Consider the following 11697-nt stretch of genomic DNA (forward strand, 5'->3'; position numbering starts at 1 on the left):
CGTACTGACCTGCCGGGTCACTGGGCATCCTGGAAGCCGACTTCCTTCGCGAGGACGATCCTGGCGCCCATGTTCCGCTCCATCATCTCCAGCGCGGCTTCCGCAAGATGGGGATGGATCGAGGCGACGGCGTCTCTCGGCACCGTGACCTCCAGATGACGGATGTGGGCGTCCAGGGCGGAGTACAGGACGCACTGCTCGGTGACCTGACCGGTCAGGACCACCGTTTGGACGTTCAGGTGCCACAGCAGATAGGACATGGGGGTGTCGTAGAAGACCGAGTGCCGGGCCTTCACCACGAAGAGTGACGCGTCGTCGGGCCGGATCGGCTCGACCAGGCCGGCGTGCGGGCGGGACAGCGCGGTATCGACCAGTTCCCCGTGGTGGGAGCGCCAGAGCCCGAAGTTGTCGTTCGCGTAGATCACCGGTACGCCCGCGTTCCGGGCCCGGCCGATCAGATCCGCCAGCACGGGCACGACCCGCTCGGCGGCGGGTGCCAGCAGCTCGGCGTCCTCATGGTCGTAGGTGTTGATCATGTCGATCACGACGAGCGCGCTGCGGTCCGTCTTTCCGGGTCCGGGCACGGTGTCCACCACCTCGCGCGGTCAGTCCCGCAGCCTCGGCAGGACCTTGGTGCGGTAGAAGTCGAAGAAGCCCTGCTGGTCCTTGCCGATCTGGCTGACGTACACGCCGTCGAACCCCGCGTTGACGAATGCCCTCAGTGCCTCGACGTGCGCGTCCGGATCGTCGCCGCACGGCACCGTCTCGGCAACCTGTTCCTCGGTGACCAGCCGTGACGCCTGCTCGAAGTGGCTCGGGGTGGGCAGGACCTGGGCGAGTTCGCCGGGCAGCTGCTCGGTGGCCCACAGGCGGTGCGCGGTGCGGACCGCCTCCCGTTCGTTCGTCCCCCAGCAGACCTTGAGTCCGCCGTAGACCGGCTTGGTGCCGCCGCCACCGCGCCGGAAACGCTCCACCAGGGACTCGTCCGGCACCATCGTGATCAGCCCGTCGCCGATGCGCGCGGCGACCTCGGCGGCCTGCGGGCCGAAGGCCGAGACGTCGATCGGTACCGGTTCGTCAGGCAGCGTGTACAGGCGGGCGTTCTCCACGGTGTAGTGCTTGCCGTGGTGGCTGGTCTGCTCGCCGGTGAACAGCTGCCGGATGATCTGGAGGGCCTCCTCCAGCATCTCCATCCGTACCGGTGCCTCCGGCCAGACCGTGCCGAGGATGTGTTCGTTGAGCGCCTCGCCGGTGCCCACTCCCAGCCGGAAGCGCCCGCCCAGCTGTACCGCGCCGGTCGCGGCCGCCTGGGCGATGACGGCGGGGTGCGTCCGCACGAGCGGGCAGGTCACCGCCGTTTCCACGGGCAGCGAGACCGCCTGCGAGAGAGCGCCGATCACCGACCACACGAACGGGCTCTGCCCTTGGCTGCCGTTCCACGGGTGGTAGTGGTCCGATATCCACAGCGACTCGAAACCGGCCTGTTCGGCCATTCGCGCCTGCTCGACGAGTTCCGCCGGGCGATGCTCCTCACACGCGAGGAAGTATCCGAAGCCGGTCATCGTGCCTCCTGAACCGCGGGCCGATCGGGGGTGACCGCAGCCGAGTACCCGATGGGCACGAGCTTGCGCATGGTGTCGCCGACCGGAGGAGGGGTACCGGGGAGGCGTGGCCGAAGGGCCCCCGGAGGGCCCGAAGGCCCCGGTCGAAGGTCTTGTCACTGTCACGGAGGTTTCCATGACACTGCGCGCTCTGCCCCGTACGGCCTGGCTGGGCTGGCGGCACCCAGACGACCTGCGGATCCCGCTCCGGTCGACCGAGGCGGAGGACGCCGGCCGGCGCTTTCTGCTCTACGGCCTTCTCCCGTTGTGGGTGGTGCCCGGCCTCGCGGACTGGTGGATGCACCGGCGGACCCGGATCGAACACACCAGCGGCACCAAGGAGTCCGTGGTCCACGCGCTCATGATGACCGAGGCCGGTGTACCGGTGCTCATGGGCCTGCTCGCGCGGATCAACCCACTGGTGCTCACCACGATGGGCGGCGCTGCCCTCGCCCATGGCGCGACGGCCGTGTACGACGTGTCGCTGGCCGTCGGCGAACGCGAGGTGCGGCCCGTCGAGCAGCACATCCACAGCTTCCTGGAAGTGCTGCCGCTCACCGCCCTGTCGTTCACCGCCTGTCTCCACGCCGACCAGGTACGCAAGACCCTTCGGGGCGGCCCGGACCGCCAGGACTGGCGGCTGCTGCCCAAGGAGCATCCGCTGCCGGCCGCGTACCTGGCGGGGCTCGCCGGGATCATCGTGGCCGGGGTCGTCGTGCCGTACGCCGAAGAACTGCGGCGCTGCCTGCGCACCGCGTCGCGTGAAGGGACCCGTCGATGAGATCCGGACAGGGCGCGGCAGACGCCCCCGACCTCCGGGTGGCCGCCCGGGATCCGGTCCCGCCCGGACCGGATCAGCTTCCGCCCGACCGCAGCCAGGCCATCCTGGAGGCCGCCAAGCAGGTGGGGCCATCCTGAAGCGCGCCGGGCACAAGTTCGCGCTCGCCGGGAGCGTGGCGGTCTACGCACACGGCGGTAGCGGCACACTCCAGCACGACGCCGACTTCTGCGTGCTACCAGAGGACGCCGAGGCGGTATCCGAGTCGCTGTGGTCGGCCGGTCTGACCGTGCGGTGCCGCCGGGGGGGGGAGACACCCTCTTATTAGGATTACTCACGCTTTTCGTTAAACTGTAGTATCCAAATTCAATGGTTGCCGCATTCGAGGCCATTCCGGCCACGCATGATGCCCTAAAGCGCAACGTGCAACATTACAAGCTATCCAACGTTTACACTTACAACCCCACTCGAATCCTGATCTTCATGTCGCACCGTAATGCCCGGCTGACCGTCTTCGGCAGGCGGATCCTGGTTGAACGGGGCGGTGGCGAGGTTCGTGCCGTAGCTCCAGTGCAGCAGCCGCAGCGCCACCGTGTCGGTACGGGCTCTGCGCAGCGACTCGGCCTGCGCCTTGCCGCGGCCCTCGGTGACGGCCTCGGCCAGGTTGGCGAAGACGACCGTCAGCCACAGCCACAGGCTGATGACCCAGGTGAACACGGCTGGATGCAGTAACGCCGACAGCGTGGTGAGGACCGCACCGACGGACACGACGAACAGCACCGGGTTCCTCACCAGGACGCGCGGGTGGAGCTTGCGCAGCGCCTCGGGGAATGAACGGACTAGCTGGGCGGGTTCGAACAGCCCGCTCGGAGCGCGCCGCCTCGCTCTTCCCTCCGCCCTTGGCCGGGGCGCGTGTTCGGGGTGTGACGACGGGGCCTGCTCGGGGGCAGCGGGAAGCATGGACACCTTCGTGCCTTGATGGTGGGCAGGGACTGTGGCCGCGGTCCGTGCGGTGCCGGGGCCCCGGCACCGCACGGTGGCGCACGAACGCCGGCGAGGAGGCGACGACAGGCGTTCTGCGCGCGTGCGTGCCCCCTCGGACACGCACCGGACCGCCTTCGCGTCACCGCGGAGTGGGGACTCCGCTCTCCGGGAGGGCCACTGACGTCCGTGGCCCCGGCGGCGGCCGACAGCGAATCTAGTCCCGCTCGCCGCTCCGATCGGGGTGGCGGACACGGAATTTGCGGCACTCATACGGCGCCGCGGGGGCCGCCGTCAAAGTGCCGTCAAACAAAGCTGGTTCGCCATCAGGGAGCCGTCAAGACGAGACAGGGGTGGCTGAATCCGGGCGCAGACTGATCAACAACGGGGGACGGGCGACCGTCCGTGGCGGTGACGTTGGAGGGACCGTGGCTCTCACGGCCGGATCAGCGCAGGGTTCTCGGACCGAGCAAGGAGCACCGCCACGGACGGCGGCCGCCCTACCAGGGGGCAGCCCCGGACCACGAAGACGAGGGTATTCGCGGACGGCCGGACCGGGTCCGGGGCTGCGCCTGGGGCAGCGAGCCGTGGCCGTGCGGGCCGCTCTGCGCCGCCGTTTCTGGGCCACCGTGCCCGCGTGGCTGCGCCTTCTGCGCGCGGTCACGCTCCTGCTCGCCACCACCGTGGCGGTGCTGCTGCTCGTCGCCGGGCTCGCCGTGAACGGCACCTGGGACAGCATCGCCGGACGGGACGCGCCGCGCACCACCAGCGCCGCCGACCTCAACCTCGCCCTGAACGACATGGACGCGCAGGCCGCCAACATCCTGCTGTCCAACGGCGACGCCGGGAAGGGGCACCTGGACACCCCCTACGACAAGGCGATCGGCTTCTACGGCAGCTCCCGGCGCGAGATCGGCCACGATCTGCGGACCCTCGCCGTCGCGGCCCAGGGCGACCGGTCCGCCGAGAAGACGGTGGAGAACCTGACCGACGACTTCGCCGAGTACCAGGAGCTGATCGGCCGCGCCCTGGAGAACGACGGGCACACGGGTGGCAAACCGGCTGCCCTGGCCGACTACCGCAAGGCGACCGACCTGCTGCAGGGCAAGCTGCTGCCCGAGTCACGCACCCTCGTCGCCTCCAACGACCGTGCCTTCGACGCCGAGTACACCGCCGCCCGCTCCCTTCTCTCCGCCCAGCTGGCCGCCGCCGCGCTGGGCGTCCTCCTGCTGGCCGTCCTCGGCCTTCTGCAGTGGTACCTGGCCCGCCGCTTCCACCGGATCCTGAACCCGGCCCTCCTTGCCGCCACCGTGTGCGCACTGCTGGCGGTGGCCCTCGGCGCGCAGATGCTCACCTCGTCGTCCGCGAACCTGCGCGGCGCCCGCCGTGACGCCTTCGACTCCGTCGTGGCCCTGTCCCGCGCGCGGGCCATCGCCTACGACGCCAACGCCGACGAGAGCCGCTACCTCCTCGACCCGCAGCGCCGCGGCCAGTACGCGCGGTCGTTCCTCACCAAGTCGCAGAAGCTGTACGGCATCCGGGGCGCGACCCTCGACACGTACGACGACGGGATGGCCGGCAGCTGGCGGGCGTACCAGGCGGACAATCAAGACCTGCGCTTCACCGGCGAGTTCCGGCGCGAGCTGGACAACATCACCTTCCCTGGTGAGCGGGCCGCGGCGGAGAAGACCGTGGAGACGTACGCCGTCTACCAGCGCGACGACCGCCATATTCGCACGCTGGTCGCGCAGAGGAAGGAAGGGCAGGCCGTGTCCTTCTGTATCAGCTGGCAGCCGGGCATGTCCAACGCCCACTTCGGTTCCTACATGGCCGCCCTGGACCAACTCACTGGCATCAACCGAGCCCACTTCGCCTCGTCAGTGCACGACGGCCGCTCGGCGGTGAGCGGCCTGCTGCCCTGGGCGGGCGGCCTGCTCCTCGCGGCCATGGCGCTCACCGCCCTGGGGCTGCGGCCACGGCTGGCGGAATTCCGCTGACCGGTCATCGGTGACTGAGGAGGGGGATCGCTCAGGCATCCGTGAGCCGGGCCTCTTCCAGATCGAGGGTGCGCTGGAGGCGGCGGCGGGTGGTGTCGCTGATGCGGTGGGCGTCGTACAGACGCTGCAGTTCCTCCGTCTCCACGGCGATCAGATCGCGGCGGAGCTGGCGGTAGACGAGGTCGGCCGACTCGGTGGCCGCGGCGTTGCCGTTGTTCTCGGCGAGGCGGTCGCGGGCGTCCTCCAGGCGGGCGTTCAGACCGCGACGGAGCCGGTCGAGCACGATGTCGGAGACGGCCTCCAGCTCGGCCAGCTCCTCCAGCCGGGCCAGCCCCGCGTGAGCCAGATGGGAGCGGGCCTCGGTCTCCTCGCGTTCGGTGTGGGCCGGCTCCAGGGCGATGCCGGAGGCGCGGACGACGGGGGCGAGGGTGAAGCCCTGGACGACCAGGGTGACCACGACCACGGAGGTGGTGAGCACGAGCACAAGCGGCCGGTCGGTCAGCGTGCTGCCGCTCTTGGTGACCTCGGGGATGGACAGGGCAGCGGCCAGCGGCATCACGCCGCGCGTGCCGGCCCAGGTGAGGACCATCGGGAGCCGCCAGTTCAGGCGGTGGATGCCGCCCTTGCGCTGCACGACCGCGGACAGCGGCGCGAGCCACAGCATCCGCACGGCGATGAGCGTGGCGGCGACGGCGAGGGCGTACAACGGCCAGGTGCGGTCGCCGTCGGCGAGCGCCCGTACCTCGGCCGGGAGGGCCAGCCCGATGAGGCTGAACACCACGCTCTCCAGGAGGAACACCACCGTGCCGTACACGGCGTGCAACTGGAGCCGAATGCGGGCGTTGGTGAGCCGGTCGCCCCGGCCGCCCAGGATCACCCCGGCGACCACGCACGAGGTCACTCCGGAGGTGTGCGCGGCCTCCGCCAGGAGATAGGAGGCATACGGGGTGACCAGCGCGATCACCGTCTCCAGCACCGGGTCCTCGGTACGGCGGCGGATCAACATGATCACTCCGGCGACCGCCGCCCCGATCACGGTGCCGCCGCCGGCCAGCAGCAGGAACTGTCCGCCGGCCGCGCCCCAGTTCGCCGCCGCCGACGCGATCGCGATACCCGCCGCCACCCGCACCAGCACCAGCGAGGTGGCGTCGTTGAACAGGCTCTCCGCCTGGACGAGTACCTGCACCCGGGGCGGGAGGGCGAGCCGACGGCCGAGCGCGGTCACCGCGACCGGGTCGGTGCTGGCCAGCACCGCGCCCAGCACGAACGCCATCTGCCAGGACAGCGGGGTGACTGTGGCCGCCACCACGGCGACGGCCGCCGCCGACGCCAGGACCAGACCGATCGCGAGGATCCCGACCGGTTTCCATACCGCCCGCAGCTCGCGCCACGGCATGTCCTCCGCGCTCGCATACAGCAGAGGCGGCAGCACCACCAGCCCGATGATCTCCGGGCTGATCTGGATCTCGGGAGTGCCGGGCAGCAGCGCGACGGCAAGACCGGCGACCACCAGCAGCGAGGGCGCGGGAATGCGCCACCGGCGCGCGAAGGTCGCCACCACGGTGGCCAGAATGACCAACGCAAGAACCGTCCCGACGCTCCGCATGCCGTTTCCCCCTGGGCTGAAAAAGGGAGCCGCCCTGGCTCCCCTGCCGACCAGACTTCCCGGCACACCGCTTTCACCCTATCGGCCCAGGTCACGTCAGAGCAGTGTCAAAGTGACCGGGATCGGCGCCAAGGAAACGCTAAGACGCATCCCGCACGGCTCCGGGAAGGGCTTCCTTAGGAGCAGCCCCCCTTCATCGTGGGGGAGTTGATCCAGTGAGCGGAGCGCGTCGGCGGCGATGAGTGACGTACGGCCCGGACGACTGAAGGTCTACCTCGGCGCGGCTCCAGGCGTCGGCAAGACCTACCGGATGCTCGACGAGGGGCGCCGCCGTGCCGCGCGCGGGGCGGACGTGGTGGTCGGCTTCGTGGAGTGCCACGGCCGCCGGTACACCGAGGCGATGCTCGACGGCCTGGAGGTCGTCCCGCGTGCCTCCTGCATGTACCGCGGCGGGGGCTTCGAGGAGATGGACCTGGCCGCGGTGCTCGCCCGGCGCCCGCAGGTGGCGATCGTGGACGAGTTCGCGCACACCAACGTCCCCGGGGACGGGCACAACGCCAAGCGGTGGCAGGACATCGACGCCCTGCTCGCCGTCGGCATCGATGTGATCACCGCGCTGAACATCCAGCACCTGGAGTCACTCAACGACGTCGTCGAGAAGATCACCAACGTTCCGCAGCACGAGACGGTGCCCGACGAGGTCGTACGCCGGGCCGGGCAGATCGAGCTGGTGGACATGCCCCCCGAGGGGCTGCGCCGCCGTATGGCGCACGGCAACATCTACGCCCCTGAGAAGGTCGACGCGGCCCTCGCCAACTACTTCCGGCCCGGCAATCTCACCGCCCTGCGGCAGCTGGCGCTGCTGTGGGTGGCCGACCGGGTGGACGAGGCGTTGCAGGAGTACCGCTCGCAGCACGGCATCGGTGGGGTGTGGGAGACCCGGGAACGGGTCGTCGTGGCCCTGACCGGAGGCCCGGAGGGCGACACGCTGATCCGGCGGGCGGCGCGGATCGCCGCCCGGTCGGCCGGCGGGGACCTGCTCGCGGTGCACGTGGCCCGCAGCGACGGCCTGGCCGACGGCGTCTCGGCCGCCTCGCTCGCCCGCCAGCGCAGGCTGGTGGAGGACCTCGGCGGCAGCTACCACTCGGTCATCGGCGAGGACGTGTCCACCACCCTGGTGGAGTTCGCCCGCGCGGAGAACGCCACCCAGCTGGTCCTCGGCACCAGCCGTCGCGGCCGGCTGCAGCGTTTCCTGACCGGACCCGGCACGGGCGAGACCGTGACCGAGCTGTCCGGCGACATCGACGTCCACCGCGTCACCCACGAACGGGCCGGACGCGGCACCCTCCTTCCCTCGCGCCGCCGCACGCTGTCCACGGCCCGGCTGATCGCCGGCCCCGTGGCCGGGCTGGTCCTGCCCGTGCTGCTCACGGCCGTGCTCGCCCAGGTGCGCGGGACGCTGGACCTGACCAGCGAGGTGCTGCTGTTCCTGCTCGCCGTGGTCGGTGTGGCCTGCATAGGCGGTGTCACCTCCGCGGTGATCGCCTCGGTGACGGCGTCGCTGCTGCTGAACTACTGGTTCATCCCGCCCATCGGCTCCTTCGCCCTGAAGGACGCAAACTCCGTTCTGGCGCCTTCCGTGTTCGCGGTCGTCGCGGCCACCGTGGCCGGCGTCGTGGACCGCTCGCTGCGTCTGTCCCGGCGCTCGGCACGGGCCACCGCCGAGGCGGAGACCATGTCCTCGCTGGCCGGCACCATCGTGCGGGGCGAGGCGACGATCCCGGCCCTGCTGGAGCGGACCCGCGAGACCTTCGCCATGGAATCGGCGGAGCTGGCGGACGAGCAACCGGACACCGAAGGCGCCACCTTTGTACCAGCCGGTCCGGGCGCATACCTGGTGCTGTGCGGCCGTACCCTCTCCTCCTCCGAGCGGCGGGTGCTGGCCGCGTTCGCCGCGCACGTCGGCTCGGCGGTGGAGCGGGCCCGGCTGGCCGAGGCGGCGGCCGAGGTGGAGCCGGTCAAGGCCGCCGACCGGCTGCGTACGGCCCTGCTGCGGGCCGTCGGCCACGACCTGCGCACCCCGCTCGCGGCAGGCTGGGCCGCCGTCACCTCCCTGCGCAGCCGCGACGTCGAATTCTCGCCCGAGGACCGCGACGAACTCCTCGCCACCGCCGACGAGTCCATGGCCAAGCTGAACCGCCTGGTGGAGAACCTGCTCGACCTCAGCCGCCTGGAGGCCGGCGCCCTCACCCTGAACCTCCGCCCCACCTCCCTGGACGAGGTCCTGCCCATGGCGCTCGCCGACATCCCGGAGGTCGAGGTGGCGGACGTGGAGGACATCCCGGCGGTGCTGGCCGACCCGCCGCTGTTGGAGCGGGTGATCGCCAACCTGGTCGGCAACGCCGCCCGCCACACCCCTCCGGGACGAAAGGTCGTGGTCACCGCCAGTGCTCTGGCAGGCCGGGTCGAGCTGCGGGTCGTGGACCGGGGGCCGGGACTCCCGCAGACCGATCGGGAGCGGACCTTCGAGCCGTTCCAGCGGCTGGGCGACACCGACAACACCACCGGACTCGGTCTCGGCCTCGCCCTCGCCCGGGGCCTGACCGAGGCCATGAACGGCAGCCTCAGCCCTGAGGACACCCCCGGCGGCGGCCTGACCATGGTCGTCTCGCTGCCCTTCGCGGAGCAGGCCGTAGGGGCCGAACCCGCCCAGCAGAGCGCAGGAGGTGCGCGATGAGCACGGAGACGGGCGCCTGGAGGATGCTGCACGGCAAGCATGCCCCGGCCCACACCTGGCCCCTCAGGGACCGGCTGGCCCTGACGGCCGGACTGGCCGCCCCCTTCCTGGTGGCCCTCACGCTCGTACCGTTCCGTACGGGCCTGTCGCACACGAACGCCGCCCTGATCCTCGTCGTGGTGGTGGTCGCGGTGTCCGCGCTGGGCAGCCGCACGGCAGGCGTCGTCGCGGCCCTGTCGGCGGCAGCCTGGTTCGACTTCTTCCTCACCCGGCCGTACGAGACCTTCGACATCAACGCCTCGGCGGACATCGAGACCGCGGTGCTCCTGCTGGTGGTCGGCGTCATCGTGTCGCAGCTCGCGGCCCGAGCCCGCCGGCTGGAGGTCATGACGGTGACCGAGGCGTCGCACCTGGCGCGCATCCACCGCACAGCCGACCTCGTGCAGTCCGCCAACTCCGCGGACACCGTGGTCGACCACGTCCGCACCGAGCTGACCGACCTGCTCGGCCTGCGCGCCTGCCGCTTCGAATACGGCACCCTCATGGGACGGCCCCCGCGCCTGGAGAAGGACGGCAGCGTGACGGTGGGCCGCCGCACCTGGAATCCCGACACGGACGGCTGGCCCGAGGGCGAGATCGAACTGCGCGCCTACGGCAACGGCCACTACCTCGGCCGCTTCATGCTCACCCCCGGCACCGGCGCCGTCCCTCCGCTCCAGGCCCGGCTGGTCGCGGTGACGCTGGCCGATCAGACGGGAGCGGCCCTGGACACGTCGGGACCGGTGCGCGGGTGGTGAGACCGGGCGCGGCGGATTCCCTGACGCGTTCCTGACGCCGGACGGGCCGCTCGGTGGAACGACGCCGGTCCGGCTTCGACTGGCGGCCTCTGCAGGGGCGGGTGCTGCGCGCCGGCGACCGCGTCGTCCTGGCGACCACCCGGCGCGGGCTGGACATCCTCATGACGGGCGGGCAGCCGCATCCCTCGGACCGACGGGACTGAGGGATCACCGCAGGAGTCACTCCAGACCGGATGCCTTGAACACGGCCAGCGCGGTCTCGCGGTCGATGCGGGCCGCGAGTCGGCGCAGCGTCGTCTGCCCGCACAGCAGCAGACCGTCGGCTGCTGCTTTCCGGGCCCCCTCCTCGAAGCGGTGCCACAGGGCGGGATTGTTCACCAGCACGTCGGGGTCGATCTCGACGCGCGCGCCGTGCGCGTCGCGCAGCAGGAGCCGTTGGGAGACACCGTCCAGGCAGCGCACGGACACCAGCTGGTCGGTCCGTACGCGGCGCTTGCCGAGCAACCGCCGGGAGGCCATCCAGCCTCCGCCGGCCGAGACACGGCCCGGGAACAGCACGAGGAAGAGCAGGAGAGCGAGCGCAAGCCACAACAGACCGCGCCAGAGCGTGAATCGGCCCGAGCCCCAGTCGACGAGCAGGAGCAGGGTGAGCAGTGCGCCAGCGCATCGGACGGCGTCCTTCACGTCCCGGGCCCAGCAGTGGTCGTGCACTGCGTCCCCGGATGACGGTGCCTCGGCAGCCACCGGTGACCTGCGCGTCTTCTCACGGCGTCCCATGCCGGTGACGTTAGAGACGCCGAGGACCGGAACACATCGTTTTGACGCCGTTCTGATGAGGACCGCACGGTCCTCGGCCGCTCACCCACCAGGGTTACCGGCCGGTAGGAATCATCAGCCGTAAGAGTTCCGTCAAAGCCGTGGGTGCGGCCGTAAGAGGGCCGTCAACGAGCGACCGTATCCGGCCAAGGACAGGGTTTCCTCTAAGCGTCCAAGTTCCACCCCGAACCTCTTCAGGAGTTCACGATGGCCGATCTGGCCTTCGTCGCCGTCACGGTCGCGGTCTTCGCGCTGGTGGCTCTCGTCGCCCGGGGGGTGACGAAGCTGTGACCGCCGAGAACATCGTCGGCCTCGTCGTGGCCGTCGCCCTCCTGGGCTATCTCGTCCTCGCCCTGATCTTCCCGGAGAGGTTCTGAGCACAGA

At 70.9% G+C, this 11697-nt stretch carries 10 protein-coding genes and 2 pseudogenes; 7 read left to right on the plus strand and 5 right to left on the minus strand.

Translation table 11 applies throughout. The annotated features are described in order from the left end of the window. Positions 1-17: 17 nt before the first annotated feature. Together N8I87_RS32745 and N8I87_RS32750 are read right to left on the minus strand one after the other, a co-directional pair. Positions 18-584 carry a cysteine hydrolase family protein gene (locus N8I87_RS32745; protein WP_411577314.1) on the minus strand — a complete coding sequence of 189 codons (567 nt, stop codon included), beginning with the start codon at positions 582-584 and terminating at the stop codon, positions 18-20. 21 nt (positions 585-605) lie between these two features. Next, entirely contained in the window at positions 606-1562 is a 957-nt protein-coding gene (locus N8I87_RS32750; RefSeq protein WP_263214123.1) for an LLM class F420-dependent oxidoreductase, read from the minus strand. 175 nt (positions 1563-1737) lie between these two features. Here N8I87_RS32750 and N8I87_RS32755 point away from each other — a divergent pair, with 175 nt between their 5' ends. Beyond that, positions 1738-2382, plus strand: a complete 645-nt coding sequence (locus tag N8I87_RS32755) for a diguanylate cyclase (RefSeq protein WP_263214125.1) — start codon at positions 1738-1740, stop codon at positions 2380-2382. Then, positions 2379-2671, plus strand: a pseudogene (locus tag N8I87_RS32760) (hypothetical protein); the annotation flags it as partial. The gene N8I87_RS32755 and the pseudogene N8I87_RS32760, both read left to right, overlap by 4 nt. Before the next feature lie 281 nt (positions 2672-2952). Here N8I87_RS32760 and N8I87_RS32765 read toward each other — a convergent pair. Then, positions 2953-3339 (minus strand): annotated as a pseudogene (locus N8I87_RS32765) (potassium-transporting ATPase subunit B); the annotation flags it as partial. A 608-nt stretch (positions 3340-3947) separates the two neighbouring features. On the opposite strand from N8I87_RS32765, the gene N8I87_RS32770 reads away from it, so the two are divergent. Next, entirely contained in the window at positions 3948-5357 is a 1410-nt protein-coding gene (locus N8I87_RS32770; protein ID WP_263214127.1) for a GlnX family signal transduction membrane protein, read from the plus strand. A gap of 31 nt (positions 5358-5388) precedes the next feature. Here N8I87_RS32770 and N8I87_RS32775 read toward each other — a convergent pair whose 3' ends face one another. Beyond that, a complete protein-coding gene (locus N8I87_RS32775) occupies positions 5389-6963 on the minus strand; it encodes a Na+/H+ antiporter (protein WP_263214129.1) in 1575 nt (524 codons plus the stop codon). 238 nt (positions 6964-7201) lie between these two features. Between N8I87_RS32775 and N8I87_RS32780 the strand changes: the two genes are divergently transcribed. Genes N8I87_RS32780 through N8I87_RS32790 form a run of 3 tightly spaced genes read left to right on the plus strand, consistent with a single transcriptional unit; the run spans position 7202 to position 10700 of the window. Further along, positions 7202-9700 (plus strand): sensor histidine kinase, encoded by a 2499-nt coding sequence (locus N8I87_RS32780; protein WP_263214131.1) that lies wholly within the window; start codon positions 7202-7204, stop codon positions 9698-9700. Continuing rightward, on the plus strand, positions 9697-10497 hold the full coding sequence (locus tag N8I87_RS32785) for a DUF4118 domain-containing protein (protein WP_411577315.1): 801 nt from the start codon (positions 9697-9699) through the stop codon (positions 10495-10497). The genes N8I87_RS32780 and N8I87_RS32785 overlap by 4 nt, the downstream gene beginning before the upstream one ends. A 53-nt stretch (positions 10498-10550) precedes the next feature. Further along, positions 10551-10700 (plus strand): hypothetical protein, encoded by a 150-nt coding sequence (locus N8I87_RS32790; RefSeq protein WP_263214132.1) that lies wholly within the window; start codon positions 10551-10553, stop codon positions 10698-10700. A gap of 16 nt (positions 10701-10716) precedes the next feature. On the opposite strand, the gene N8I87_RS32795 is transcribed toward N8I87_RS32790, so the two are convergent. Further along, the gene (locus N8I87_RS32795; protein ID WP_263214133.1) at positions 10717-11274 is read right to left on the minus strand and encodes a hypothetical protein; all 558 of its coding nucleotides are present in this window, start codon (positions 11272-11274) and stop codon (positions 10717-10719) included. A 326-nt stretch (positions 11275-11600) separates the two neighbouring features. Here N8I87_RS32795 and kdpF point away from each other — a divergent pair, with 326 nt between their 5' ends. Then, a complete protein-coding gene (kdpF, locus tag N8I87_RS32800; protein ID WP_016434100.1) occupies positions 11601-11690 on the plus strand; it encodes a K(+)-transporting ATPase subunit F in 90 nt (29 codons plus the stop codon). The last annotated feature ends 7 nt before the right edge of the window (positions 11691-11697 follow it).

Origin of the sequence: Streptomyces sp. HUAS 15-9, assembly GCF_025642155.1 — a bacterium.
Taxonomy (GTDB): Bacteria; Actinomycetota; Actinomycetes; order Streptomycetales; family Streptomycetaceae; genus Streptomyces.

What these genes read in the sequence shown, in the direction of transcription:
- N8I87_RS32775 (WP_263214129.1), bottom strand. Translation starts at nt 6,963, where the DNA reads ATGCGGAGCGTCGGGACGGTTCTTGCGTTGGTCATTCTGGCCACCGTG.
- N8I87_RS32780 (WP_263214131.1), top strand. Translation starts at nt 7,202, where the DNA reads ATGAGTGACGTACGGCCCGGACGACTGAAGGTCTACCTCGGCGCGGCT.
- N8I87_RS32750 (WP_263214123.1), bottom strand. Translation starts at nt 1,562, where the DNA reads ATGACCGGCTTCGGATACTTCCTCGCGTGTGAGGAGCATCGCCCGGCG.
- N8I87_RS32785 (WP_411577315.1), top strand. Translation starts at nt 9,697, where the DNA reads ATGAGCACGGAGACGGGCGCCTGGAGGATGCTGCACGGCAAGCATGCC.
- N8I87_RS32755 (WP_263214125.1), top strand. Translation starts at nt 1,738, where the DNA reads ATGACACTGCGCGCTCTGCCCCGTACGGCCTGGCTGGGCTGGCGGCAC.
- N8I87_RS32795 (WP_263214133.1), bottom strand. Translation starts at nt 11,274, where the DNA reads ATGGGACGCCGTGAGAAGACGCGCAGGTCACCGGTGGCTGCCGAGGCA.